Source organism: Phaeobacter sp. JH20_34, from assembly GCF_048056095.1.
Classification (GTDB): Bacteria; Pseudomonadota; Alphaproteobacteria; order Rhodobacterales; family Rhodobacteraceae; genus Phaeobacter; species Phaeobacter bryozoorum.
In genome coordinates this window covers 32,674-55,956 of sequence record NZ_JAYMWT010000007.1, presented here as the reverse complement: position 1 = coordinate 55,956, position 23,283 = coordinate 32,674, and the positions used below count along the sequence as shown (strand labels likewise).

The window sequence follows — 23,283 nt, the reverse complement described above, 5'->3', positions numbered from 1 at the left end:
GCCCCAGAGGCCGCGGTGTGGCCTAGTCGCGGGCCCGCAGGATCCGGGCCGGGCGCACCTGAAGGGGCCGCCAGGCAAAGGCCAGCCCGGCCAGCAGCGTGGTCAGGATGCCGCCGCTGATGATCGCCAGCGCATTGCTCCAGATCACCTGATAATCGCTTTCGAACACATAGGTGTTGATGGCCCAGGCCCCGGTCATTCCGGCCGTCAGCGCGACCAGGCCGGCCCCGGCGCCCAGAAACACTGATCTGAGCGCAAAGCTGATCAGGATCTGCCGTCGCGGCGCGCCCAGCGTCTTGAGGACAGCCGCCTCGTAGCGGCGGGCAGGTTCGCCGGCGGCGGCGGTGCCAATCAGCACCATGAAACCGGTCAGCAGCGTTGCCGCGGCACCATAGGCGGTGGCAGATGCGAGCTGCCGCAACAGGTCCGACACCCGGTCCAGCGCATCGCGGACCCGGATCGCGGTGATGTTCGGCATCGCCTTGGCGAGATCGCGCAGGATCTGGGCTTCGGCCTCCTGTTCGGCATAGACCGTGGCGATATAGCTGTGCGGGGCCCCTGCAAGCGCGCTTTCGTTCAGCACCATGACAAAGCCCATGCCCGCCGTGGAAAAATCGACCTCGCGCAGGCTGGTGATGGTGGCGGTAATGTCGCGGCCCAGCAGGTTGAGCGTCAGCGTGTCGCCAAGGTTGAGACCCAGCTCCTCGGCCTCTTCGCGGGCAAAGCTGACCTGCGGCGCGCCGGTGTACTCTTCGGGCCACCACGCGCCCGCGACGATCTGGGTGGTGTCTGGCTGTTTGGCGGCATAGGTGATGCCGCGATCGCCCCGGACGACCCAGTGATCGCCTGCCACCTCGGTTGCGGGCTGGCCGTTGATGGTGGTGAGGATGCCGCGCAGCATCGGTGCGCTCTGCACGCGATCAACCGCCGGGTCCTGCTCCACGCGGGCGAGGAAATCCGGCATCTGATCGCGCTGGATATCAACGAAGAAATAGGAGGGCGCCACATCGGGCAGGTTGCCTTCGATGGCGCGGCGCATATTGCCGTCGACCTGACCAATCGCGGCCAGAACGGTCAGCCCCAGCCCCAGGGCCAGCACGGTCGGCACGGCGCCATCGCGAGAGGTGCCAATCGCCGAAAGCGCCCATCGAAGCGCCGGATATCCACGGGTCAGCGGCGCGGCGCGGCGGGCGATCCAGCCCAGCACCAGTGCGGCCAGCAACAGCACCGCCAGCGCGCCGATCAGCCCCGCAGCGGTCCAGAGCGTCAGCTCAATCGCGCCGCTGAACAGCGCGGCAGAACCAATCAGCGCCGCCACCGAGACAGCCGTGGCGACGATATAGCGGGGGGCAGGCCAGCGGCTGCGGCTGTCCAGCGCGTCACGAAACAGCGCCGCAGCGCGGATCCGCTCGGCGCGGGCCAGCGGCCAGAGCGCAAAGACAAAAGCCGTCAGCAGCCCGTAAAGCGCCGCTTCGCTCAACGCCGGGACCGAGATGCCAAAGACCGCAGGAAACGGCAGCTGCGCCGCAATCAGCGGCCCCAGCAGCACCGGGGCCAGCCCGCCGATCACGAGGCCAATCGCAACACCAAGCAGCGCCAGCGCCCCGATTTGCAGAAAATAGGTCAGAAAGATCGTCCGGCGGTCGGCGCCCAGCGTGCGCAGGGTGGCAATGGTCGCGGTCTTGCCCGCCAGATAGGCGCGCACGGCGGCTGAGACGCCGATGCCGCCCACAGCCAGCCCGGAGAGGCCAACCAGCACCAGAAACCCGGCCAGCCGCTCGACAAAGGTGGCGATGCCCGGTGCGCCGTTACGGGCGTCGGTCCAGCGCATACCGCTGTTGTCCAGCTCGGCTTCGGCGCGGGATTTCAGCTGCTCCAGATCGGTGCCTTCGGGCAGGGTCAGCCGGTATTTGCTGGAAAACAGCGTGCCGGGCTGCAACAGGCCGGATCGGGCCAGGTCAGCGCTGCGAACGATGGTGCGTGGCCCCAGCGTGAAGCCCGCGCTGGCGGCATCCGGTTCATTCTCCAGCAGTGCGGTCAGAACAAAGCTTTGGGTGCCAAGGGCAAAGCGGTCACCAACAGAGAGGCCCAGCCGATCCGCAAGCACCCGCTGCATCACGCCGCCGGGCAGGTCCCCGGCGCCCTCCAGCGCCTGTGGCAGCGGCAGATCCGGCGAGAGCCGCACCGTGCCAACCAGTGGATAGGCGCTGTCTACCGCCTTCACCTGCGTCAGGGCGCGTTCCTCACCGACAGCTGCCATCGACCGGAAGTCGATCACCTCGGAGCGGCGCAGGGCATTGGCCTCCATCCAGGCCTGTTCCTCTGGGCTGGCGCGCCGATAGGTAAAGCCCAGTTCGGCATCCCCGCCCAGCAAGACCGCGCCTTCCTCGCTCAGCCCGGTTTCAATCGCCGAGCGCAGCGAGCCGATCCCGGCAATCACCGCCACCCCCAGCGCCAGACAGATCAGGAAAACGCGAAACCCATGCAGCCCGCCGCGCAGCTCCCGCATGGCAAAGCGTGTCGCCAGCGACAAGGTGTTCATTCAGCGGCCTCGCGCGCGGCGGCAAGGTCGAGACGGCCATCGCGCAGCCGGATCACCCGGTCACAGCGCGCCGCCAGTTCCGGCGCATGGGTGACCATGATCAGCGTCGCGCCATAGCGGTCGCGCAGGTCAAACAGCAGGTCCATGATCGCATCGCCGTTGGTGGCGTCCAGATTGCCCGTCGGCTCATCCGCCAGCAGGATCCGCGGGCGGGTCACCAGGGCGCGTGCCAGTGCCACACGCTGTTGTTCACCACCTGACATCTGCGCCGGGAAGTGACCGGCACGATGGCCGAGCCCCACGGCCTCCAGTTCGGCCTGCGCGCGGTCAAAGGCATCCCTGTGCCCGGCCAGCTCCAGCGGGGTGGCGACATTTTCGAGCGCCGTCATGGTGGGGATCAGGTGAAAGCTCTGGAACACGACACCCATATTGTCGCGGCGAAACCGGGCCAGCGCATCCTCATCCATCGCGGTCAGGTCCTGCCCCAGCGCCGAGACGGTGCCGCCGGTTGCCTGTTCCAGACCGCCCATCACCATCAGCAGCGAGGATTTGCCCGACCCGGAGGGACCAATCAGGCCCAGCGTCTCGCCGCTTTCGACCGCAAGCGAGATGTCATGCAGGATTTCGACAGGTCCGGTATTGCCAACCAGCGACAAAGACGCATGCTGGAGGTTCAGGATAGGGTCGGACTGGGGGATCGTGCTGGACTGCATGTGACGTCGCGCCTGTTTTGGGATCACTCTCGATATGGAGCCTTTCTACCAATGCGCAAGATAATGGCCGGATTGATTTTTATATTAACTGCCGCAGTTGCGCAGGCCGATCCGGTTCGGGTGGCGGCTTTGGGGGACAGTCTGGTGCAGGGCTACGGGCTGCCGCAGGGGCAGGGCTGGGTGCCGCAGCTACAGCGCTGGCTGGGGGAACAGGGGGCTGAGGTGCGCCTGATCAATGCCGGTGTCTCCGGCGATACCACGGCGGGTGGCGCGGCGCGGATCGACTGGACGCTGGCCGACGGGCCGGATGCGCTGATCGTCGCATTGGGCGGCAATGACCTGCTGCGCGGGATCGCCCCGGCTGAGAGCCGCGCCAATCTCGTCCGTATTCTGGAGGTCGCCAAGGCCAATGCGGTGCCGGTGCTGTTGGTTGGTATCGCGGCGCCAGGTAACTATGGCGCCGACTTCAAAGCAGAATTCGACGCAATCTTCCCCGAGCTGGCGCGCGACTATGGCGCGCTGCTGCATGACGACAGCCTTGCCGGGATCCGCGCGGCAACCGGCAATGATCCGCAGGCGGCGGGGCCGTATCTACAGGAGGACGGCATTCACCCCAACGCAAAAGGCGTGGCGCTGAATGTGGCGGCCATCGGCCCGAAGGTGCTGGATCTGGTGGCCAGGGTGGACCGCTGACGCGGGGCCGCCACGGGATGACCGCAGAGGTGCTGCGGCAGATGACTGGGCGCCACAACAAAAGACGGCCCCGAAAGGGGGCCGACAGCTGATCTTCTTCGGGTAGGCGGGTTAGGCCAGCTCGATATTCACCGCAGACTCGCGGCCGTCACGACCCGGTTGCAGCTCATAGGTCACTTTCTGGTTGTCCGCGAGGCCGGTCAGCCCCGACCGCTCAACGGCGGAAATATGTACGAACACATCGCTGCCACCCGCATCGGGTGCAATGAAACCGTAACCTTTGGTGGTGTTGAACCATTTGACGGTGCCTGTGGCCATCGTCTTCTTCTCCCAGTCTTACTCTAAATCCCTGTCCGCGACATGCGACAGCCCGGCAATGTCATTGCGTATTCATGACCGAGCCTCCTAGGACAGCGATGAGTTCTGCGTAACCTTGCGGGAACGATCTTGTCGCCAATGTCCTCTCGGTGCAAGTGTTATAGCGGGGGGTGCCTGTCAGTTTGGCGCTGCCAGAGGCGCTGTGGATGGCCATCGGCGGGGCTTGGCACCCGGACAGGCAAGCTGGCGCCGATGCGCCAACAAATCACGCGCTGCCACCTTGGTCTGGTCCTGATCAGAGCACCGTCACCACGGTTCCCAAGGGCACCCGTTCGTAGAGGTCGACGATATGCTCGTTCGTCATGCGGATGCAGCCGTTGGAGACGGAATGGCCAATCGTTTGCGGTTGATTGGTGCCGTGAATGCGGAAATAGGTGTCGATGCCGTTCTGAAACAGGTAGAGCGCGCGCGCGCCCAGCGGGTTATCAGTGCCACCGGGCTGGATGTATTTATTATCGACAAAGCGGGCATAGCTGCGCGGATCGCGTTCGATCATCTCGTCCGTCGGGCGCCAGGTTGGCCATTCTTTCTTGGCCTGGATGACGGCGGTGCCGGTGAATTCAAGACCGGCCCGCCCGACGCCAACGCCATAGCGGCGCGCCCGGCGCGGCTCTGTCACATAATAAAGGTAATAGGATCGCGGCAGCACCAGAATTTGCCCGGGGGCGAATTGCTTCTTGATGCGGACCTCCTGCGGAGTGGGGTCAAAGGCCGTTTCGGCTGACCCGATCTGAGGCCAGAGAGAGGCGGCGGCGGAGCTGGCCAGAAAGGCGCGGCGTGACAACATGCGTGGCTCTTTCGGTTTTGGAACAGATGCCATCAGTCTGCGGTGCGCGAACAATCCGGTCAATAGCGGCGCCCACACGGCCACAGTTGCGGGCAGACGGCGCGACGTTGGTGCAACAGCGCGATGCCCTGATGGGCCATAGGACATTGGCAAATCAGGCTTCGTGATATCACGAAGCTGTGATATCCTGTGATCGGATCGCGTTTCTGATCCACCGTCATTTCCGGCGGGTTTCTCGTTTGAGGGCGTCATGTCGGCACGGCTGCGGGGGCAGCTCTGCCGGAGGTCTCAGGCCCGGACAGGGGCTATTTCTCGGCTTCTGCGTTGCAGGTCTGCGATCCCGTCCGAAACCGGCCGGTGGCTGTTTACAGCCCGTCTGGCGGTTTGTCGGGGGTATACTGGAGTAACCATTGTGACTGTTTCATTTGGGGGGCGCGCGGCAGTGGCCGCGCTGATTATGGCTGTCGGCCTCGCGGCTGCGGACCGGGTTGAGGCTCAGGAAGATGCGGGGTTTCTCGCCACCTCACTGCGTTATTCAGAACGGATGCTGGACCGTCAGGAAGATGTGACCAACAAGGTCGCCATTGCCCTGCGCGCGCGGCAATCGGGGCAGCTCGGGGTCAATCGGATCACCTTTGGCGGGCGCTTCTTGGGCACGGTGATCTATGAGAACACCAATACGCCCGGCAAATTTCCGATCCTGTCGCGGCTGCCGCCGACCCACACCAGCGGCACCACCGATACCTATGGTGTGATCAATGATATCTCGCTGATCGCGACCGCCACCACCCCGCTGCTGACAGCGGTTGTGCAGGGCGAATATACCGAGGTCGAATATCCCGGCCAGAACGACATCCAGCTGCGCAAGGCCTGGCTGGCGGTTGGTGATCTGGACCGCTCGCCCTTTTATTTGGCGGTTGGGCGCAAGACGGTGAATTTTGGCAATTTTGCCAGCTATGCGCCCTTCACCCATACCCATAACAGCCATTACTTCTGGGCCCAGACCAAGGATCCGCTGATCGAGATCGGTTATATCACCGAGCGTACCGAACTGGCGCTGTCGATCATTCGCAACCACCGGGGCAACCGGGTGATCAGCAGCCCGAAGAACGATGATCACTACACCAATTACGCGCTGAACGCCTCCCATCGCATTCCGCTGGCCAATGGTATGGGGCTGAAACTGGGGGCCGGTTTTCTGCGCGGCACGATCTACGACAGCACCATTGCCCATCATCCCCCCGGAAGCGGCATCGACCGGGGCTGGAACGGCGCCTGGGATATTCACGCCACCCTCAGCGCAGAGCGCTTCGACGTCATGGCCGAGTTCACTCAGACCACCGACCGCTGGCCTGCCACCGATCACAAGGTCAGCGCGCTGACGCTGCAGGGGCGCTACCGGGGGGAGGTGCTGGGACGTCCGGCGGTCTATTCACTCTCCGCCAGCCACGGGCGGCAAGGCGCCTCCGGCACCGAATGGGAGTCGATGTCGCAGATCATCCTCGGGATGGAGGTTGCGCTGGCCCCGAATGTCACGCTGGGGGCGGAATATCTGTTCAACGATGGCTTTGTGCCGCTGATCCTGCCCCGGCGCACAGGCGATGCCAGCGTGCGCTCGCATAGCGTCATTCTGGGCGCCAAGCTCACCTTCTAGCGGGTGGGCACCAGCGCGGGCAGGGCTTGTCCTGCCGCCTCTGGCCAGTATATCTGGCCTGAATACAGGCGCCACGCCGCCTCGGCGGTCAGTGATGCGAAGGAGAGATTGCCCCATGGGTGCCAAGACCCTGACCTGCCTCAGCTGTGCCCAGCTGAACCGCGTGCCCGAGGACCGTCTGGCCGCCGGCCCCAAATGCGGCACCTGCGGGGCTGCGCTGATCCCCTCGACGCCGGTCGATGTCGACCCGGCGACCCTGCAAAAGGCCGCAGCGCAGGATGACCTGCCGCTGGTGGTGGATTTCTGGGCGCCCTGGTGTGGTCCTTGCAAGATGATGGCCCCGGATTATGCCAAGGCGGCAAAAACGCTGCAGGGACAGGTGCGGCTGGTCAAGCTGAACACCCAGACCCATCAGTCCACCGGCGCACGCTATCGGATCAAAGGGATCCCGACACTTGTCCGCTTTGTGCGCGGCAAGGAACAGAAACGGCAGGCAGGCGCCCTGCGCGCAGGCCAGATCGTGAGCTGGGCGAAGGGATGAGCCGGAGGCTCGGCTGATATCGAAACGCGGATAAGGGGGCTTTGGCCCTGCGGTCGGCTCAGGTCCTGCGGTCGGCTCAGGCCATGCGGTGGGTTTCATCCCCGTCCGGCGGCATCATCGGGCGCAGACCCGGCGGCAGATGCAGCATTGCAAGCATGGTCACAATGGCGGCGGTTGTGCCAACGGTGGGGTAGAGCAGCAAACTATACCAAAGTGGCAGCGCATAGAGGGTATAGGCGGCGACCGCAGAGAAAATCCCTGCAAAAGTACCGACAATGATCCCGATCCATGCCATGTTTATACCTCTTAGGTTGAGTCGCATTTAATCTACAATTTTTCAGGCAGAGTGCAACTCTCTGTGTTCGAGCAAGATAGCTCAAATTGTCTTTAAATTTGGTTAACATCGGGGGTGGCGCAGGTGATGGGATCTGCTGAATTATGTGTAATACTATGATTTCAATTGAAAATATCAGTTGGATGCGCGATCTTCGCTGCGCGTGTGGAGGGTGTCAAATTGATGTATCCTGCGAATTTTGCTCTGGGCGTCTGCGCGGGAAGCCGCCGCTTTTCAGGACCAGCGCCACGGTGAGGCCGACGCCAAGCAGGCTGCTGATGCCACTATAGAGCAGAAGAAGCCCCCAGATGGGCAGGTTGTACGCCACATAGTATATCACCGTGACCATCATCGTCACACCGGTACTCGTCAACATCGCCAACCAAGCCATATCACCCTCACTCAACTGAGGGGAAATTGCCCTGAAACAGGCGATGCAATCAATATGTCTTACGGTCAGATGGCGAGTATATTGGTATGTGTTGCAGCTTATTCTGGAATTGTGACCGCGACGGGCTGTTTTGGTGCGCATATCGCACGTATTTGACCCGTGGAGTGGTCAGCTGCGGCGGAAATCAGGCCCGCGCGGGTTTCGCCGACAGCCCCTGATGTGCTCCGTGCGCCCGCTTGTCCCCGGCCTTGTCCGCCAGCGCATCGCGGGCGGCCTTTTGCGTCCACAGCAGCAGGATGGCCAGCATCGCCGAGGGCACTCCGAACAGCGGATAGAGCAGCAGGCTCATGCCGAAGGACAGGCCGATCAGCGTATAGCCCAATACGGCCGCATTCAGCCCGCCAATGACGCCTACCAAGATCCCGATTCCTGCCATGCTCTCACCCTTCTGTGGTTCGCCGACGGGCACAGGCCCCGGCAAATCTCAGAATAGGGTTAATTTTGTTCAAATTATGCCGGGGTCATGGCGGCTGTGGGAACGGGTTGGTTCCGACAAAGGGAACACGACGACCTGGGAAGCCGGATAAGAGGCGACGCCCGCCTCTATTAAGAGGACGACGCCGAATAAGCCTTTTTGGGAAGGAGTGATTTGAAGACTTCAGGGGGTGAGCTGGTATCGCATCACCCCCTGAAGCTCACTTATCGCACGAACTTCTTGTGCTTCAGACGCTTGGGCTCCAGCGCGTCGGGGCCCAGGCGGCGTTTCTTGTCTTCTTCGTAGTCCTCGAAGTTGCCCTCGAACCACTCCACATGGGCGTCGCCCTCAAAGGCCAGAATATGCGTACAGATCCGGTCGAGGAAGAAACGGTCGTGCGAGATGACCACGGCGCAGCCGGCGAAATCGACCAGTGCGTCTTCCAGCGCGCGCAGGGTTTCGACGTCCAGATCGTTGGTCGGTTCGTCAAGCAGCAGCACGTTGCCGCCCTCTTTCAGCAGCCGCGCCATATGGACCCGGTTGCGCTCACCGCCCGACAGCAGCGACAGTTTCTTCTGCTGGTCGCCGCCCTTGAAGTTGAACGACGAGCAATAGGCGCGGGAGTTGACCTGCGCGTCGCCCAGCTCGATGATCTCGGCGCCGCCGGAGATGGCTTCCCAGACGGTGTCATTGTCGTTCAGATCGTCGCGTGACTGGTCGACATAGGACAGTTTCACGGTATCGCCATAGCTGACGCTGCCCTCATCGGGCTGTTCCTGGCCGGTCAGCATCCGGAACAGGGTCGATTTACCCGCACCGTTGGGACCGATCACGCCGACGATGCCGCCGGGGGGCAGGTCAAAGGACAGGTTCTCCACCAGCTGCTTGTCGCCGTAATGTTTGGAGATGCCCGAGACCTCGATCACCTTGGACCCCAGACGCGGGCCGTTGGGGATGACGATCTGGGCGCGGGTCAGTTTCTCGCGCTCGGACTGGCTGGCCAGATCGTTATAGGCGTTGATCCGGGCCTTGGATTTGGCCTGACGCGCCTTGGCGCCCTGACGCATCCATTCCAGTTCGCGCTCCAGCGTCTTCTGCTTGGATTTGTCTTCGCGCGCTTCCTGCTCCAGACGTTTGGCCTTCTGTTCCAGCCAGCTGGAATAATTGCCCTCGTAGGGGATGCCGCGGCCCCGGTCCAGCTCGAGGATCCAGCCGGTGATGTCATCCAGGAAATAACGGTCGTGGGTGACGCAGAGGATGGTGCCCTTGTAGTCGATGAGATGCTGTTGCAGCCAGGCGATGGTTTCCGCATCAAGGTGGTTGGTCGGTTCGTCGAGGAGCAGCATGTCGGGTGCTTCAAGCAGCAGCTTGCAGAGCGCCACGCGACGGCGCTCACCACCAGACAGGTTGGCGATTTCGGCATCATCCGGCGGGCAGCGCAGCGCCTCCATCGAGACGTCGATCTGGCTGTCCAGATCCCAGAGGTTCTCGGCGTCGATCTTGTCCTGCAGCTCGGCCATTTCCTCGGCGGTCTCGTCCGAGTAGTTCATCGCCAGCTCATTGTAGCGATCAAGAATGGCCTTTTTCCCGGCGACGCCCAGCATGACGTTTTCACGCACGGTCAGGCTTTCGTCCAGCTTCGGCTCCTGCGGCAGATAGCCAACCTTGGCGCCCTCGGCGGCCCAGGCCTCACCGGTGAAATCGGTATCGAGACCCGCCATGATCTTCATCAGCGTCGATTTACCGGCGCCGTTGACGCCGACAACACCGATTTTCACACCGGGGAGAAAGGACAGGTGGATGTTTTCAAAGCATTTCTTGCCACCGGGGTAGGTCTTGGAGACCCCCTGCATGTGGTAGACGTATTGATAGGCAGCCATGAGACAGCTCCGTGTAAGGGGGGAATTTGCTGGCTGGTGTGATAGCGGATGGGAAAGGCGGGGGCAATGCGGGATGCAGGGGCGGGGGCGCCGGGCGTGCACGCCTGCCGCCATGATCGCAAAGACTGGCGGGGCGGCTTTCACAGTTTCGCAACCAGAGCCTGCAACAGCTGATTGATCTCTCTTTCAACTATGTGCATCAAGGCAGGCATGATGCACCGCTTGCCCCATATTCCGCCCGGTACCACTGTTGGCCTTCTGGGCGGGTCCTTTGATCCGCCGCATCAGGGGCATCGTGCCATCTCGCTGGCAGCGCTCAAACGCTTTGGGCTGGATCAGCTGGTCTGGCTGGTGTCGCCCGGCAATCCGCTTAAGGCGCACCCGCCAGCGCCGCTTGACCGCCGGATTGCCGCCGCGCGGGCGCTGATGGACCATCCGCGTGTGCAGATCAGCGGGATCGAGGCCGATGTCGGCACCTGCTACACGGCCGAGACGCTGCGCCTGCTGCGGCAGCGCCATCCCGGCGTGCGCTTTGTCTGGTTGATGGGGGCGGATAATCTGGCCGATTTCCACCGCTGGAAAGACTGGCGGCAGATTCTGGACACCGTACCCGTTGGGGTGCTGGCGCGACCGGGTGAGCGGATCTCGGCGCGGCTGTCGCCTGCCGCGCGGCTTTATGCACCGTATCGGCTGAAAGGTGGGCAGAGCCGTCTGCTGGCTCATGCCGAGGCCCCGGCCTGGTGTTTTGTGAACGTGCCGATGGTCAATATCAGCTCAAGCGCGATCCGGGCGCGTGGCGATTGGTCAGCGACGCAGCCGCGCTGAGACCAGACCGGCGCTGATGACCACACACAGACCGGCCCAGGTCAGCAAATCAGGCCATTGATCAAAGACCAGCCAGCCGAGCGAGACGGCGGCGATCAGCTGGAAATAGACCAGCGGCGCCAGCCGTGACGCGGGTGCCTGCGCATAGGCAAAGAGCAGCAGCAGATTGCCCAGCATCGAAAACCCCGCACTGCCAAAGGTCAGCGCCGCAGTCGCCAGTCCAGGCGCGGGCAGGGCGGTCAGCCCCAGCGGCAGCGTCAGCAGCGCGCTGATCGACAGCTGGGTCAGGCTCAGCTGCAGCGGCGTGCCAAGATGCGACAGCCAGCGCGAGGTGGTGAGAAATCCGCCGTAGAACACCCCCGCCAGAACCGCCCAGATCAGATTGACCGAGCCTCCCAGCCCGGGCCGCACCACCAGCAGCACGCCGCAGAATCCCAGCGCCATCAGCAGGCTGCGCGCCAGCGTCGCAGGTTCGCGCAGCAGCAGGACGGAGAGCACATAGCTGACCATCGGCCCGACAAAAAAGGCGGCAAACACATTTGCCAGCGGTTCGGTCTTCAATGCGATCTGGATCGACAGGATACCGCCGCTCAGCAGCGCCGCGCGCAGCCACAGCCGCCAGTCGGCCAGCAGCGGATAGGCACTGCGCAAGGCAAACGGCGCCACCATCGCTGTGCCGATTGCAAATCGAGACCAGGCCACGAATCCCGGTGTCGCCAGACCGCCCGATGTGAGCAGTTTCCCGCAAAGGTCCCCGGCAGGGATCATTGACATGGCGACAAACATGATCATCACTGCCCGTACCATCGCGTCAGCGGTAGCAGGCGGCTCGGTCAAAGAAAAGCCGCCAGTTTGCGGTCGGGGGGCTGTCGGGCTGCGGCATAATAACCTGCCGCATGTTTGCAGAATTGTAGGGGTTTTGAGTAGACTATTGCTGATATGATTTCGCGACGATTTTTTCTGACCTCCGGCCTTGCCTCCGTGGCGGCGCAGACAGCCCTGGCCAATGCGCCGGCTGTTTCTCTGCGCCCGGTGGCACGGGATCCTGCCAGCCTGATCAGCGCCGGCGGCGGGCTGAAGGGGCTCCTGGCGCGCGCGGGCCTCTCTGGGCAGATTGCCTGCGCCGTGGCGGACGTCAAAAGCGGACTGCGGCTTGAAGCCGAGGGCGCTGCGTCAGCCCTGCCGCCGGCCAGCGTCGCCAAGGCGCTGACCGCTCTTTATGCGCTCGATGCGCTGGGGCCGGACCATCGCTTTACCACGCAGATTGTGGCCACCGGCGGGATCAGCGGCGGCGTGGTCGGCGGCGATCTGGTGCTGGTGGGCGGCGGCGATCCGATGCTCAACACCGACAATCTCGCGCGGCTCGCGCAGGCGCTGAAGGCGGCCGGCGTCCGCGAGGTGCGCGGTGCCTTCCGGATCTGGGAGGGGGCGCTGCCGCAGATCGCCTCGATCGACCCGGGTCAGCCCGATCACGTCGGCTACAGCCCGGCCATTTCTGGCCTCGCGCTCAATTACAACCGGGTGCATTTCGAATGGAAACGCGCAGGGCAGGGCTGGGCGGTGACCATGGATGCGCGCACCGAGAAATATCGCCCAGAAGTCTCCGTTGCCACGATGAAGATCGCGCAGCGCAGCCTGCCGGTCTACAGCTATTCCGAACGCAACGACACCGATCACTGGACCGTCGCCAGCCAGGCTCTGGGCAAAGGCGGCGCGCGCTGGCTGCCGGTGCGCCATCCGGGCGCCTATGCCGCCGATGTGTTCCGCACCATGGCGCGCGCGAACGGGATCAAGCTGGGCGCGCCGAAACCGGCCAACGCGCCGCCCTCGGGGCAGGTGGTGGCCCATCACAACAGCCCGCCGCTTGATCTGATGCTGAAGGCGACGCTGAAATATTCCAACAATCTGATGGCCGAGATGATTGGCCTTGCGGCAACGCAGGCGCGTGGTGGCCGGCCGCGCACGCTGAAGGATTCGGCGGCGGCGATGAACAGCTGGGCTGCGGCAACCTATGGCATGACCAATACCCGGCTGGTGGATCATTCCGGTCTGGGCGAGGCGTCGCGGATCACACCGGATGACATGGTCAGCGCGCTGGTGGCCTCCTATCGGGACGGGCGGCTGAAACCGCTGCTCAAATCCTTCCCGATGCGCGACAGTAAGGGGCGCGTGCTGAAAGCGCATCCGATCAAGGTCACCGCCAAGACCGGCACGCTCAATTTCGTATCGGGTCTGGGCGGCTTCATGACCGCGACCGACGGCACCGTGCTGGCCTTTGCCATATTCAGCGCCGACCAGCAGGCCCGCGCACGCATACCCCGCGCCGAACGCGAGCGCCCCAAAGGCGCGCAAAGCTGGAACCGCCGCGCCAAAAAGCTGCAACAGAGCCTGATCGAACGCTGGGGCCGCGTCTACGGCAGCTGAGCCGTGGAGATGCGAATGGCGCGCGGGCGTATCAGGCGTGGCCCGTTACCTGGTTTGCGGCTCTGCCACGGCTCCGGCCGATCAGCTTTAACCGCCGGTCAAATCCTGTGCGAGCATCAGCGCGTTGCCGTCGGGGTCGTAGAAGGTCGCGGTTTTGACCATGCCTTCGACCACATCCGTTTCGCCATCAAATTTGACGTTGGCCTGTTCCAGTTTCTGCCGGGCCGACTCCAGATCAGCGCAGCCAAAGACAGGGACGCAGTTTCCCGGCGCGGGCTTGGTGTGCTCGCCAAGGCCGATTGCGACTCCGGGCGTGTTGGTTTGAACCTCGGACCAGCCTGCCTCGTCAGCATGATAGAGCAGCTCAAAGCCCAACATGGTTTCGTACCATTTGGCGCTGGCGTGGCGATCCTTGACCGACATTGCGATGGTGATGGTTTGATCTACTGAAACGAGTGACATGGGCTTTCCTTATGATCTAAAATATACTAACTATACTTTATGGACATAACGACGCTTGTCAACATCACATCCAGGGCCTGGGCAATGCCCATTCTGTCGAGCCTCAGTTCCGGTATCGCCGGGCGGCAGGCGCCGTTGCTGGCTGCGACCGGTGCCAGCCGGACCGCCTTTGCGCAAAGTATGGATCACTTGATTGACCTTGGCCTGATTGAGCGCAACCCGGGCTACGGTCATCCGCTACGCCCCGAATTTCGGCTCACTCAATCAGGCGCGGCAGCCGCAGCCATCGCCTGCAAGATCCACGATGTCGCGTGCGAGGACGACCGGCCCCTGCTGCGCCGGTCATGGACATTGCCGGTTCTGACAACGCTTCACAGACCAAGTCATTTCAGCGACATCAAGCGAAACCTGCCGACAATAACGGATCGGGCCCTGTCGCAGTCATTGAAATCAATGGAAGCAAAAAGCTGGGTGTGCCGCAGCGTGGATGGTGCGGCCCGCCCGCCCCGGTCTATCTATCACGCGGTGAACACCGGTGGTCTGATAAGCCAGGTCATGGCCCCAGAATTCACCGGCATCTAGACAACAGGCGATTTAGTCACAGATGGCTGAGGTCGGGGAAGCCCCCCGCCTCGCGGCCCCTTGAGCGCGTGAGTGTTCGCGGCCCTTCTCTGGCCCCGGCAGCGGATCTTCTGTGGCGTTCGCGCCCGGTGCAGCCGTGGTGCCTGCCTCAGACCATATGGCGGGCGCGGGCGCCGCGCTCGATGGCGGCGGCGTGCAGCCGGTCGATATTCAGCTCATAGCGGATTTCTTCCAGCAGCCGCAGCTCCGACTCGGCAAGGCTGCCATCGGCCGCGGCCACATCGCAGGCCAGTGCATAGGCGGTCTCAAACAGCCGCTCGGGCAGATCCTCGCGGATCAGGCCGAACAGCGCATCCAGCCCGTCCTCCTGCTCAAAAAGGTCAAACACCGTCTGCGAGGTGCGGTTCATCCGGTCGATGTCGTAATCGGCAAAGACCGGCAGCATGTTGACGGCGGATTGGATTTTCACCAGCTCGGCGGTGCGGATATTCTCATCCGAGGCCGAGACCGCCACCATCAGCGCAACGAGGCAATCCTGCGGGGTAAAGGGGTGGGCGGTCTGGGTGTTCATTGTGGGATTCCAGTAAATTGGCACGGGTTCGTGAACAAGAATAGGCATCCCCCCCGGCCCAATCAACGGGTCAATGCGTCACCGGGTGAAATCCGCTGCCGCCTCCCGCTCTTCACCGGTGCGGCGAGGGGCGCGCAGCAGGCGGGGGCGGGTCGAGGGGCCAGCAGAATGCAGGCCGCTGCGGGATCGCCGCCGGGACCGCGCAAATCGCGCGACATTGGGGCCGTTTGGGCGCTGTTGGGGCGCTATTCTGGTGCTGAAACACTGCGGTTTCTTGACACGTATCGCCGCTCACCATAGGTGAGGCCGACCGGGTGCATGGGGCGCCCGGCAGTGGTGAGCCGCCCGCAGTCACCGGCGCCCGAGACAGCGCCGCAGACGGGGGGCTAGCAGTCCGACCGGAGCCACCTCCGGTTGCCGATGGAGAACATGATGTCTGATCTGCGCGAAGAAGCTCTGAAGAGCAAAGCCTGGCCGTTTGAAGAAGCCCGCCGGGTTCTCAAACGTTATGCCAAGGGCGCGCCGGAAAAGGGCTATGTCCTGTTCGAAACCGGCTATGGCCCCTCTGGCCTGCCGCATATCGGCACCTTTGGCGAGGTGGCCCGCACCACGATGATCAAGAAAGCCTTCGAGGTGATCTCGGATATTCCGACGAAGCTGATCTGCTTTTCGGATGATCTCGACGGGATGCGCAAGATCCCCGGCAACGTGCCAAATGCCGACAGCCTGCAGGACCACCTGCAAAAGCCGCTGACCTCGGTGCCGGATCCCTTTGGCGAATACGAGAGCTTTGGCCATCATAACAACGCCATGCTGCGCCGGTTCCTTGATACCTTCGGCTTTGAGTATGAGTTCTATTCGGCCACCGAATTCTACGGCTCCGGTCAGTTCGACGAGATCCTGAAGCGCGCCGTCGACAAATACGACGACATCATGGCGATCATGCTGAAGTCCCTGCGCGAAGAGCGCCGTCAGACCTATTCGATCTTCCTGCCGATCCACCCGGACACCGGCCGCGTGCTCTATGTGCCGATGAAGAAGGTCTGCGCCGAGACCTATACCATCACCTTCGACGACGAGGACGGCAAGGAATGGACCCTGCCGGTGACCGGCGGCAACGTGAAACTTCAGTGGAAGCCCGACTTCGGCGCCCGCTGGGCGGCACTTGGCGTTGATTTCGAGATGTACGGCAAGGATCACTCCACCAATACGCCGATCTATGATGGCATCTGCCGGGTGCTGGGCGTCCCGGCGCCGGAGCATTTCACCTATGAGCTGTTCCTCGATGCCAACGGTCAGAAGATCTCCAAGACCTCGGGCAACGGGATTTCCATTGATGAATGGCTGACCTATGCCTCGACCGAGAGCCTGGCCTATTTCATGTATCTGAAGCCCAAGACGGCGAAGCGGATGCACTTCGATGTGATCCCCAAGGCGGTGGACGAATACCACCAGCAGCTGCGCGCCTATCACACCCAGGATCTGAAGGGACAGCTGAACAACCCGGTCTGGCACATCCACGCAGGCGATGTGCCGCAGTCGGATATGGTGGTGCCATTCTCGATGCTGTTGAACCTTGCTTCGGCCTCCAGCGCCGAGGACAAGGCAACCATGTGGGGCTTCATCAACAAATACGCCCCCGACGCGACGCCAGAGAGCAATCCGACCATGGATCAGGCGGCGGGCTTTGCGGTGGCCTATTTCAACGATTTCGTGAAACCGGCAAAGACCTATCGCCTGCCCACCGATCAGGAGCGTGCGGCGCTTCAGGATCTGGCGGATGCGCTGAAATCGCCCGAAGCCGCGCTGGCCGCGATTGCCAAGAAGAACGAAATCGCAGGCAGCACCGACCCGCTGCCCGAGGCCGATTTCGCGGATGAGGAATTCCTGCAATCCGTTGTCTTTGCCATCGGCAAGATCCACGGGTTCGAGCCGCTGCGCGCTTGGTTCTCGGCCATCTACGAGGTGCTGCTGGGCGCCACGCAGGGGCCTCGTTTCGGCGGGTTCATCGCCCTTTACGGGGTCGAGGACACCATCACGCTGATTGATCAGGCGCTGGCAGGTGAGCTGGTCTGACTCCGCAGCCATATGTCAACGGAAGGGCGCCTGTAACGGGCGCCTTTTTTTGTTTCGCGCAGGGCGCAGCGGCGCGGCAAAACAGGCAGCGGTGATTGACCGCGCCCGCGCCGGGGCTAGCTGACAGGGGCATCAGAGGAGATCTGCCATGCGCAAGTTTTTGTTGATGAGTGTTTCTGTCGCCCTGTTGTCGCTGCCGGTTCCGGGCGCCGCCGAGGGGCGCGATAGCGCGATAACCGGGGTGATCGCAGATCAGATCGCCGCCTTTCTCAGGCGTGATTCCGAGGCCGCCTTTGCCCATGCGTCGCCGATGATTCAGGGGCTGTTCGGCAATTCCGAGCGATTTGCACAGATGGTGCAGTCGGGCTACCCGATGGTCTGGCAACCGGATGAGGTGCGCTATCTGGGGCTGCGCACCGTGGCCGGTGGCCTGTGGCAGCGGGTGATGATCACCGATCCCGAGGGGCGGGTACATCTTCTGGATTATCAGATGGTTGAGACCCCGGCCGGCTGGAAGATCAACGCCGTTCAGCTGCTGACGGAGGATGCGCCCGCGACCTGATCCATCGCCTGATTCTCCCCCCCCGGTGCATACCCTGCGAACGCCCCTCTGAGGGCGCGTTAAACCCCGTCCTTTACAACCCTTTCCCTGAGTGAACCGGGCTGCGGCCTGATCAGCCGGAAACGGCGGTATTAGAAAGGGTGACTGATGAACATAGCGATCACTGACGGCGTAGAGCTGATGCCCCCGGCCTTTGCCGAGGGGCTCAACAACTGGTCCAGCGGCAATGGCACACCGGGATCGGACACCTATCAGGGCGCAGCCAATGCGGCCTTTGTCGCGGCGGACGCCGATTTTGGCGGCTGTCTGGAACTGCAAAAGACCGCTTCGGTGCAGAAACTGCGCAATATGACCCGCACCATGCTGACGCCGGGCTGCTATTTGCAGGTCACCGCGCGGGTAAAGGCGGTCAGCGGTGCCCTGCCAACCGTTCGCATCGCGGCCTGGGCCGGGCAGTCGGGCGGCGGTCATCTGGGCGGCGTGGTCGAGACCGGGGCGGGCACCAGCCTGTCGACCTACGGAAAAGTGGTTGAGATATCGGCCATTATCGGCACCGGCAGCCGCAATGGCGTCGATATGGCCTGGGGGCTTGAGGGGCGCTTTGCCCATGTGGGGCTGGATCTGATCGGGCCAAATGGCGGCGTGGTGCGGGTCGATGATATCGAGGTACGCGATGTCACCGGAGTCTTCCTGCGCAATATGATCAGCCTGGTGGATGTGACCGACTATGGCGCAATCGGTGATGGCAGCACCGACAATACCGCCGCCTTTGAGGCGGCTGATGCCGCGGGCGCCGGCCGTCGTGTGCTGGTCCCTGCGGGGGAATTCTACCTTGGCAGCACCGTGTCGATGAACCATGAGGTCCAGTTTGAAGGCACCGTCCGCATGCCCACCAGCCGGATGCTGCTGCTGACCCGCAATTTCGATTTCCCCAGCTATGCCGCGGCTTTCGGGGATGAGGAACTGGGCTTCAAGAAGGCGTTTCAGGCGCTGTTGAACAATGCCGATCATGAATCGCTGGATCTGTGCGGGCGCAAGGTCACCCTGCGCGGACCCGTCGATATGCAGGCGGCGGTCCCCAACAAGACCAGCTACGCGACCCGCCGGGTGATCCGCAACGGCCAGCTGGAGGCTGCCGCCAATGCCGCCTGGGACACCGATACCATCACCGCTCAGGCAACCTATAGCACCAGCGCATCCCGTAAGCTGACAAATGTCGCCAATATCGCCAATATTCCCGTTGGCGCGCTTGTCGAAGGCAGCGGCGTCGGGCGCGAAATCTACGTCCGGGACAAGAACGTGGGCGCGGGCGAACTGACCCTGACCGCGCCGCTTTATGATGCGGTGGGCACCCAGCAATACACCTTTCGCGACTTCAAATACATGTTGGATTTCAGCGGCTTCAGCGCGCTCAGTAAATTCGGCATGACCGAGGTCGAGATTCAGTGCGACGGGCGCTGTAGCGGCATTCGTCTGGCCCCGGCCGGCACCGTGTTCAGCCTGGACCACTGCTTTATCTCGCGGCCACGAAACCGCGGCATCACCTCCATCGGATCCGGCTGTCAGGGTATCCTGATCGACAATTGCCAGTTCCTGTCCGATGAAGAGCCGCTGAATGTCGGCGCCCGGCAATCCATCGCGCTGAACGTTAACGCCAATGATGCCAAGCTGCGCAACAATCGCGCCACCAAGTTCCGCCATTTCGCATTGCTGGGTGGCCAGAACCAGACGGTGACCGGCAATCACTTCTTTCAGGGCGATACCGTTGCCGATGGCAGCCGCACCGCCGGTCTGATCCTGACCAGCACCAATTGCGCCTCGACCGTGTCGGACAATTACATCGACAATTGTTTTGTCGAATGGACCAATGAACGCGATGCCCGCCCCGATTTCACCAGCGGCTTCTCCTTCAGCGCCCTGTCGATCACCGACAATGTGTTCCTGTCCGGCGATGTCGCCCCCTGGTTCAGCTACATCGTGGTAAAGCCTTATGGCAGCGGCCATTTTCTGAACGGGATGACCGTGTCGGGGAATAAATTCCGCTCCATCAACGGCACCATCGACCGGGCAGAGCGGGTCGATACCAGCTTCTCCGACCTCGATTTCAGCCGCACCAGGGATATCTTCTACGAGGGCAACACCTATCACAACGTCTCAACCGCGGTGGCCAACCCGCTCAGGATTGAACATGTGCAGGGCAGCGCGGCCACGACCTGGACCGTCGACACTCAGGATGCGCTGCCATTTCGCGGTCAGGCACGGGGCATCGACAGCGTCGTCGCCATTGGCCCGGTAGAGCTCGGCGGCGGCGCCGATCGCCATGCCATGCCCTATGCCAAGCTGCGCGTCGGCAGCCGTCGCGATCAGGTCCAGCTGGTCTGGCCGGAGGCGGTGCGCGGCACGGTGCAGGTAACGGTGCGTGTGGACAGGTGATCCGCAGCGCTGGGGGTCAGAACCGGTGCCAGATCGCCAGTTTGATCCCCAGCGCGCGTGTTTCGGCGCGCTTGTGCTGGAGACCGATCACCAGCTCCGGCGCGCTCTTTCCGAACCGCTTTGCCAGTGGCAGCCGCAGGCTGGAGGTGATGGAAAAGGACAGCGGCGCGCCCGCTGTCCTGCTGGTTTCCACCTGCAGCAGCGGCGCCAGCTTGCCGGGGCGGTTCAGCCCCAGCGTGGCATCCAGTTTCCAGGTCTGCTGCCGCCCCTTGCTGCGCCATTCATGACCCAGATCCAGAGCGATCCAACCCGACAGCGGCCTGCCTTTCAGCGCGATGTCGAACCCGCGCCCATAGGACAGGGTGATCCGCTGCATCGGCGCCCAGACCCCGCTGCTCTGATTGGCCCCCAGCGCCAGCTCCACCGCGGTATTTGCCTGTCCCAAACGGGGTAGGGGGTGGCGCAGAAACAGCAGCGCATGGGCGGAGCTGCCGCGGCTGACATTCAGATCGGCGCCGAGCGTCCAGCGCGGATGCAGGCCAAATTCCCCGTAAAATCCGATCTCTGCCGGCAGGCGCTGCCCCTCGCTCAGCCCTTTCAGCGCGGCAAGGTCGCGGCGCAGCGTCAGGCTGGTCGCGCTGAACCCCTGACCCTCCTGCTGCAACCACGCCCCGGCGGAAACCGAGGCCAGCGGCATCAGGCAGAGGGCAAGGACAGCCAGTAAGCGTAGGAACCCGTGCAGCATAAAAACACTTTAAAGTTGATTTTATTTTTGACCACTCTTTTTCTGCGTCTGTTGGACAAGGATCGGCGATCCTGCCGGGGCGGGCAAAAACCTCTGCCGGATTTCCTCAAACCGGCGTAGGCTGGAGATGGACAACGGAGGAAGCCATGCCGACGATAGCGACCAATACCGAAACCCAAACCGTGATCACCACCTTTGAGATGACGCCGGGCACCTGTCAGGATCTGCTGGATGCTCTGACCGAAGCCTATGCGGAGTTCATTTCGCATCAGCCGGGCTTTATCTCTGCCGGGCTGCATGTGAATGACGCCCAGACGCGGATCGCCAATTATTCGCAGTGGCGGCGGCGGGAGGATTTTATGGCCATGCTGCGCAGCACCGAGATGCGCAACCGCAATCGCAAGATCAACGAGCTTTGTCGCAGTTTTGAACCGGTGATGTATGAGGTTGCCGCAACCTTTTGATCTCTGGTGCGTTTCCCTGTTGTACGCGGCTGATCTCGATCAAGGCAGGCCGGTGGGCGCGGCCTCATGATGGGGGTGCCGCAGACAGAGGAGACCGCAAATGTATCATAATATTCTTGTCCCGATTTCGTTTGATCCCGACCGCGATGTGAGCGCCCCGCTAAAGCTGGCGGGGCTGCTGGCCACGCCAGAGGCCCGGATCACCCTTCTGCATGTGGTCGAACAGGTGCCGGCTTATGCGATTTCCTATATGCCGGTCGATTATCTGGAGGGCACCCGCAAGGCGCTTCAGGCTGAGCTGGACGGTCTGGCCCAGACATTGCCCAACGCGACCGGGCTGCTGATTGATGGCCATTCCGGTCGTTCGATTCTGGACTGGGCCGAACAGAACGCACCCGACCTGATCATCATCGCCTCGCACCGGCCGGGGATGCAGGACCTGCTGCTGGGATCGACCGCCACGCAGGTGGTGCGCCACGCGGCCTGTGCGGTGCATGTCGTGCGCTGAGACTTGCGGTTTTTTGACGCGAGGCCAGCAATTCGTCGCCGACAGGCTTGTCCCGCGCGGCAGCCGACCCCACTTGGATTGCAATCAGGTTTAGCGAGGAGAAAACGATGCAATGTCCAATTGATGGCGCCCAGCTGGTAATGACCGACCGGGCCGGTGTGGAAATCGACTATTGTCCGCAATGCCGGGGTGTTTGGCTTGATCGCGGTGAATTGGATAAAATCATCGAACGGTCCAGCCAGCCAGCGCCGCAGCCGCAGCCCCGGCAGCAGGACAGTTATCGCCCTGAAAAACGCGATTCAGACCGGCATTATTCGGAAAAGCGCTACAAGAAAAAACGGGGTGGCTTTCTTGAGGACCTGTTTGATTTCTGATCTAAAAAATGCAGAAAACCGCCTTTTGTAAATAAGGGCGGTTTGTTCATAGCTGTCTGGTGAGATGCGCGGGCAGCCTGCCGCACCACTTAGTGCAGATAAAAATATGCCCCGGCGCCATGATCTGGCTGCCGGGGCATTATCTAACGCCCTGTTAGATATGAGCTTTGCTGCCGCGTGGGCCTGCGATCAGCCATGCGATCAGGCCGATCACCGGCAGGACCAGGATAACAAGGGTCCAGATCACCTTGGCTGCGGTCGATGCGCCGGATGTCAGGACCTGATAGATCGCGTAGAGGTCAGCGATAAGAATAAGCAGACCAAGAAGACTGTAACCCATTTTCTCTCTCCATCAATTTTGTTCTGTCTGCTCAACCTTTCAGACGCCAAAAAGGTTCCGCTAAAATTTTTGGGAACCTTTTTGTGAGGTGGATTGTTTGCTTCTCGAACCATCACTGAGATGTATCGCAATCTGAAAGGAACCACGCTATGAAAACCGCTACCGGAATTATTATGGGTATTGTTGCTGTAATCGCCATTGCGGTCGGCATCTACATGGTCGACGTCGACCAGACCGAAGAGGCAAGCCTGCCTGACGTGGATGTCAGCGTCGAAGGTGGCAACCTGCCGAAATTTGACGCCGAAGTCGGTTCCGTCTCCATCACCGAGGAAACCGCCACCGTAAAGGTTCCCGACGTTGATGTGACCATGGAAGAAGCCGAAATCTCGGTGCCCGGTCTGAAAGTGACCCCGCCGGAAGACGCTGCTGACGAAGTTGCCGCCGAATCCAACTAATGCCAGTCCGCCTGTGACCCGGCATTCACTGCCCCCCGCATTTGCGGGGGGTATTTTCGTTTTGGACCCCTATC

General features: G+C 62.4%; 26 protein-coding genes. 13 read left to right on the top strand and 13 right to left on the bottom strand.

Features of this window, described 5'->3' with window-relative positions; translation table 11 throughout:
* Nucleotides 1-22: 22 nt before the first annotated feature.
* Both VWZ81_RS08020 and VWZ81_RS08015 read right to left on the bottom strand, forming a co-directional pair.
* Nucleotides 23-2,542 carry an ABC transporter permease gene (locus tag VWZ81_RS08020; RefSeq protein ID WP_416542913.1) on the bottom strand — a complete coding sequence of 840 codons (2,520 nt, stop codon included), beginning with the start codon at nt 2,540-2,542 and terminating at the stop codon, nt 23-25.
* On the bottom strand, nt 2,539-3,255 hold the full coding sequence (locus VWZ81_RS08015; protein ID WP_340547300.1) for an ABC transporter ATP-binding protein: 717 nt from the start codon (nt 3,253-3,255) through the stop codon (nt 2,539-2,541). The genes VWZ81_RS08020 and VWZ81_RS08015 overlap by 4 nt, the downstream gene beginning before the upstream one ends.
* A gap of 51 nt (nt 3,256-3,306) precedes the next feature.
* Here VWZ81_RS08015 and VWZ81_RS08010 point away from each other — a divergent pair, with 51 nt between their 5' ends.
* Nucleotides 3,307-3,948, top strand: coding sequence for an arylesterase (locus VWZ81_RS08010; RefSeq protein ID WP_416536700.1), 642 nt, complete (start codon nt 3,307-3,309; stop codon nt 3,946-3,948).
* Nucleotides 3,949-4,059: 111 nt separating this feature from the next.
* Here VWZ81_RS08010 and VWZ81_RS08005 read toward each other — a convergent pair whose 3' ends face one another.
* Together VWZ81_RS08005 and VWZ81_RS08000 are read right to left on the bottom strand one after the other, a co-directional pair.
* Nucleotides 4,060-4,266 (bottom strand): cold-shock protein, encoded by a 207-nt coding sequence (locus VWZ81_RS08005; protein WP_014875536.1) that lies wholly within the window; start codon nt 4,264-4,266, stop codon nt 4,060-4,062.
* A 295-nt stretch (nt 4,267-4,561) separates the two neighbouring features.
* Entirely contained in the window at nt 4,562-5,113 is a 552-nt protein-coding gene (locus VWZ81_RS08000; RefSeq protein WP_340547298.1) for a L,D-transpeptidase, read from the bottom strand.
* A 412-nt stretch (nt 5,114-5,525) separates the two neighbouring features.
* Here VWZ81_RS08000 and VWZ81_RS07995 point away from each other — a divergent pair, with 412 nt between their 5' ends.
* Both VWZ81_RS07995 and trxC read left to right on the top strand, forming a co-directional pair.
* Nucleotides 5,526-6,767 (top strand): hypothetical protein, encoded by a 1,242-nt coding sequence (locus VWZ81_RS07995; protein WP_416542912.1) that lies wholly within the window; start codon nt 5,526-5,528, stop codon nt 6,765-6,767.
* 115 nt (nt 6,768-6,882) lie between these two features.
* Nucleotides 6,883-7,308 (top strand): thioredoxin TrxC, encoded by a 426-nt coding sequence (gene trxC, locus VWZ81_RS07990; RefSeq protein WP_340547296.1) that lies wholly within the window; start codon nt 6,883-6,885, stop codon nt 7,306-7,308.
* Nucleotides 7,309-7,384: 76 nt separating this feature from the next.
* On the opposite strand, the gene VWZ81_RS07985 is transcribed toward trxC, so the two are convergent.
* The 4 genes from VWZ81_RS07985 to ettA all read right to left on the bottom strand — a co-directional run bounded on the left by VWZ81_RS07985 (nt 7,385) and on the right by ettA (nt 10,388).
* Nucleotides 7,385-7,603 (bottom strand): hypothetical protein, encoded by a 219-nt coding sequence (locus VWZ81_RS07985; protein ID WP_340547295.1) that lies wholly within the window; start codon nt 7,601-7,603, stop codon nt 7,385-7,387.
* Nucleotides 7,604-7,817: 214 nt separating this feature from the next.
* Complete coding sequence (locus tag VWZ81_RS07980) at nt 7,818-8,018, bottom strand: hypothetical protein (RefSeq protein WP_416537445.1); 201 nt, start codon at nt 8,016-8,018, stop codon at nt 7,818-7,820.
* 199 nt (nt 8,019-8,217) lie between these two features.
* Nucleotides 8,218-8,469 carry a hypothetical protein gene (locus VWZ81_RS07975; protein ID WP_416536704.1) on the bottom strand — a complete coding sequence of 84 codons (252 nt, stop codon included), beginning with the start codon at nt 8,467-8,469 and terminating at the stop codon, nt 8,218-8,220.
* Between the two features lie 263 nt (nt 8,470-8,732).
* Nucleotides 8,733-10,388 carry an energy-dependent translational throttle protein EttA gene (ettA, locus tag VWZ81_RS07970; protein ID WP_340547292.1) on the bottom strand — a complete coding sequence of 552 codons (1,656 nt, stop codon included), beginning with the start codon at nt 10,386-10,388 and terminating at the stop codon, nt 8,733-8,735.
* Between the two features lie 210 nt (nt 10,389-10,598).
* Here ettA and VWZ81_RS07965 point away from each other — a divergent pair, with 210 nt between their 5' ends.
* A complete protein-coding gene (locus tag VWZ81_RS07965; protein ID WP_416536705.1) occupies nt 10,599-11,213 on the top strand; it encodes a nicotinate-nucleotide adenylyltransferase in 615 nt (204 codons plus the stop codon).
* On the opposite strand, the gene VWZ81_RS07960 is transcribed toward VWZ81_RS07965, so the two are convergent.
* On the bottom strand, nt 11,193-11,999 hold the full coding sequence (locus VWZ81_RS07960; RefSeq protein WP_416543031.1) for a DMT family transporter: 807 nt from the start codon (nt 11,997-11,999) through the stop codon (nt 11,193-11,195). The two genes, VWZ81_RS07965 and VWZ81_RS07960, sit on opposite strands and share 21 nt — an antisense overlap.
* A gap of 153 nt (nt 12,000-12,152) precedes the next feature.
* On the opposite strand from VWZ81_RS07960, the gene dacB reads away from it, so the two are divergent.
* Nucleotides 12,153-13,637: a D-alanyl-D-alanine carboxypeptidase/D-alanyl-D-alanine-endopeptidase gene (gene dacB / locus VWZ81_RS07955; protein ID WP_416536706.1), complete on the top strand. Its 1,485-nt coding sequence runs from the start codon at nt 12,153-12,155 to the stop codon at nt 13,635-13,637.
* Nucleotides 13,638-13,724: 87 nt separating this feature from the next.
* On the opposite strand, the gene VWZ81_RS07950 is transcribed toward dacB, so the two are convergent.
* On the bottom strand, nt 13,725-14,099 hold the full coding sequence (locus VWZ81_RS07950; protein WP_416536707.1) for a VOC family protein: 375 nt from the start codon (nt 14,097-14,099) through the stop codon (nt 13,725-13,727).
* Nucleotides 14,100-14,138: 39 nt separating this feature from the next.
* Between VWZ81_RS07950 and VWZ81_RS07945 the strand changes: the two genes are divergently transcribed.
* Nucleotides 14,139-14,681 (top strand): winged helix-turn-helix transcriptional regulator, encoded by a 543-nt coding sequence (locus VWZ81_RS07945; RefSeq protein WP_416542911.1) that lies wholly within the window; start codon nt 14,139-14,141, stop codon nt 14,679-14,681.
* 148 nt (nt 14,682-14,829) lie between these two features.
* On the opposite strand, the gene VWZ81_RS07940 is transcribed toward VWZ81_RS07945, so the two are convergent.
* Entirely contained in the window at nt 14,830-15,252 is a 423-nt protein-coding gene (locus VWZ81_RS07940) for a tellurite resistance TerB family protein (RefSeq protein WP_416536709.1), read from the bottom strand.
* Nucleotides 15,253-15,684: 432 nt separating this feature from the next.
* On the opposite strand from VWZ81_RS07940, the gene VWZ81_RS07935 reads away from it, so the two are divergent.
* The 3 genes from VWZ81_RS07935 to VWZ81_RS07925 all read left to right on the top strand — a co-directional run bounded on the left by VWZ81_RS07935 (nt 15,685) and on the right by VWZ81_RS07925 (nt 20,323).
* The gene (locus VWZ81_RS07935) at nt 15,685-17,328 is read left to right on the top strand and encodes a lysine--tRNA ligase (protein ID WP_416536710.1); all 1,644 of its coding nucleotides are present in this window, start codon (nt 15,685-15,687) and stop codon (nt 17,326-17,328) included.
* A 148-nt stretch (nt 17,329-17,476) separates the two neighbouring features.
* Nucleotides 17,477-17,890 (top strand): DUF4864 domain-containing protein, encoded by a 414-nt coding sequence (locus VWZ81_RS07930; RefSeq protein WP_416536711.1) that lies wholly within the window; start codon nt 17,477-17,479, stop codon nt 17,888-17,890.
* 147 nt (nt 17,891-18,037) lie between these two features.
* Nucleotides 18,038-20,323, top strand: a complete 2,286-nt coding sequence (locus tag VWZ81_RS07925) for a glycosyl hydrolase family 28-related protein (protein WP_416542910.1) — start codon at nt 18,038-18,040, stop codon at nt 20,321-20,323.
* Between the two features lie 16 nt (nt 20,324-20,339).
* Here VWZ81_RS07925 and VWZ81_RS07920 read toward each other — a convergent pair whose 3' ends face one another.
* Nucleotides 20,340-21,068, bottom strand: a complete 729-nt coding sequence (locus VWZ81_RS07920) for a hypothetical protein (RefSeq protein ID WP_416542909.1) — start codon at nt 21,066-21,068, stop codon at nt 20,340-20,342.
* A gap of 146 nt (nt 21,069-21,214) precedes the next feature.
* Between VWZ81_RS07920 and VWZ81_RS07915 the strand changes: the two genes are divergently transcribed.
* From VWZ81_RS07915 to VWZ81_RS07905, 3 genes are all read left to right on the top strand, one after another.
* Nucleotides 21,215-21,532, top strand: a complete 318-nt coding sequence (locus VWZ81_RS07915) for an antibiotic biosynthesis monooxygenase family protein (RefSeq protein ID WP_061049879.1) — start codon at nt 21,215-21,217, stop codon at nt 21,530-21,532.
* 100 nt (nt 21,533-21,632) lie between these two features.
* Nucleotides 21,633-22,040, top strand: a complete 408-nt coding sequence (locus VWZ81_RS07910; protein ID WP_260098957.1) for a universal stress protein — start codon at nt 21,633-21,635, stop codon at nt 22,038-22,040.
* A 107-nt stretch (nt 22,041-22,147) separates the two neighbouring features.
* On the top strand, nt 22,148-22,414 hold the full coding sequence (locus tag VWZ81_RS07905) for a zf-TFIIB domain-containing protein (RefSeq protein WP_340547283.1): 267 nt from the start codon (nt 22,148-22,150) through the stop codon (nt 22,412-22,414).
* 154 nt (nt 22,415-22,568) lie between these two features.
* Here VWZ81_RS07905 and VWZ81_RS07900 read toward each other — a convergent pair whose 3' ends face one another.
* A complete protein-coding gene (locus tag VWZ81_RS07900; protein WP_340547282.1) occupies nt 22,569-22,754 on the bottom strand; it encodes a PLD nuclease N-terminal domain-containing protein in 186 nt (61 codons plus the stop codon).
* A gap of 149 nt (nt 22,755-22,903) precedes the next feature.
* Here VWZ81_RS07900 and VWZ81_RS07895 point away from each other — a divergent pair, with 149 nt between their 5' ends.
* A complete protein-coding gene (locus VWZ81_RS07895) occupies nt 22,904-23,209 on the top strand; it encodes a hypothetical protein (protein WP_340547281.1) in 306 nt (101 codons plus the stop codon).
* Nucleotides 23,210-23,283: the final 74 nt, after the last annotated feature.

Excerpts from the sequence above, each read along its gene's own strand:
- trxC (WP_340547296.1), top strand. The coding sequence starts at position 6,883 with ATGGGTGCCAAGACCCTGACCTGCCTCAGCTGTGCCCAGCTGAACCGC.
- VWZ81_RS07965 (WP_416536705.1), top strand. The coding sequence starts at position 10,599 with ATGATGCACCGCTTGCCCCATATTCCGCCCGGTACCACTGTTGGCCTT.
- ettA (WP_340547292.1), bottom strand. The coding sequence starts at position 10,388 with ATGGCTGCCTATCAATACGTCTACCACATGCAGGGGGTCTCCAAGACC.
- VWZ81_RS07960 (WP_416543031.1), bottom strand. The coding sequence starts at position 11,999 with ATGTTTGTCGCCATGTCAATGATCCCTGCCGGGGACCTTTGCGGGAAA.
- VWZ81_RS07895 (WP_340547281.1), top strand. The coding sequence starts at position 22,904 with ATGAAAACCGCTACCGGAATTATTATGGGTATTGTTGCTGTAATCGCC.
- VWZ81_RS07950 (WP_416536707.1), bottom strand. The coding sequence starts at position 14,099 with ATGTCACTCGTTTCAGTAGATCAAACCATCACCATCGCAATGTCGGTC.
- VWZ81_RS07985 (WP_340547295.1), bottom strand. The coding sequence starts at position 7,603 with ATGGCATGGATCGGGATCATTGTCGGTACTTTTGCAGGGATTTTCTCT.
- VWZ81_RS08010 (WP_416536700.1), top strand. The coding sequence starts at position 3,307 with ATGCGCAAGATAATGGCCGGATTGATTTTTATATTAACTGCCGCAGTT.
- VWZ81_RS07915 (WP_061049879.1), top strand. The coding sequence starts at position 21,215 with ATGCCGACGATAGCGACCAATACCGAAACCCAAACCGTGATCACCACC.
- VWZ81_RS08005 (WP_014875536.1), bottom strand. The coding sequence starts at position 4,266 with ATGGCCACAGGCACCGTCAAATGGTTCAACACCACCAAAGGTTACGGT.
- VWZ81_RS07910 (WP_260098957.1), top strand. The coding sequence starts at position 21,633 with ATGTATCATAATATTCTTGTCCCGATTTCGTTTGATCCCGACCGCGAT.
- VWZ81_RS07905 (WP_340547283.1), top strand. The coding sequence starts at position 22,148 with ATGCAATGTCCAATTGATGGCGCCCAGCTGGTAATGACCGACCGGGCC.
- VWZ81_RS07930 (WP_416536711.1), top strand. The coding sequence starts at position 17,477 with ATGCGCAAGTTTTTGTTGATGAGTGTTTCTGTCGCCCTGTTGTCGCTG.
- VWZ81_RS07940 (WP_416536709.1), bottom strand. The coding sequence starts at position 15,252 with ATGAACACCCAGACCGCCCACCCCTTTACCCCGCAGGATTGCCTCGTT.
- VWZ81_RS07900 (WP_340547282.1), bottom strand. The coding sequence starts at position 22,754 with ATGGGTTACAGTCTTCTTGGTCTGCTTATTCTTATCGCTGACCTCTAC.
- VWZ81_RS07980 (WP_416537445.1), bottom strand. The coding sequence starts at position 8,018 with ATGTTGACGAGTACCGGTGTGACGATGATGGTCACGGTGATATACTAT.
- dacB (WP_416536706.1), top strand. The coding sequence starts at position 12,153 with ATGATTTCGCGACGATTTTTTCTGACCTCCGGCCTTGCCTCCGTGGCG.
- VWZ81_RS07920 (WP_416542909.1), bottom strand. The coding sequence starts at position 21,068 with ATGCTGCACGGGTTCCTACGCTTACTGGCTGTCCTTGCCCTCTGCCTG.
- VWZ81_RS07935 (WP_416536710.1), top strand. The coding sequence starts at position 15,685 with ATGTCTGATCTGCGCGAAGAAGCTCTGAAGAGCAAAGCCTGGCCGTTT.
- VWZ81_RS07945 (WP_416542911.1), top strand. The coding sequence starts at position 14,139 with ATGGACATAACGACGCTTGTCAACATCACATCCAGGGCCTGGGCAATG.
- VWZ81_RS08000 (WP_340547298.1), bottom strand. The coding sequence starts at position 5,113 with ATGTTGTCACGCCGCGCCTTTCTGGCCAGCTCCGCCGCCGCCTCTCTC.
- VWZ81_RS08015 (WP_340547300.1), bottom strand. The coding sequence starts at position 3,255 with ATGCAGTCCAGCACGATCCCCCAGTCCGACCCTATCCTGAACCTCCAG.
- VWZ81_RS07925 (WP_416542910.1), top strand. The coding sequence starts at position 18,038 with ATGAACATAGCGATCACTGACGGCGTAGAGCTGATGCCCCCGGCCTTT.
- VWZ81_RS07975 (WP_416536704.1), bottom strand. The coding sequence starts at position 8,469 with ATGGCAGGAATCGGGATCTTGGTAGGCGTCATTGGCGGGCTGAATGCG.
- VWZ81_RS08020 (WP_416542913.1), bottom strand. The coding sequence starts at position 2,542 with ATGAACACCTTGTCGCTGGCGACACGCTTTGCCATGCGGGAGCTGCGC.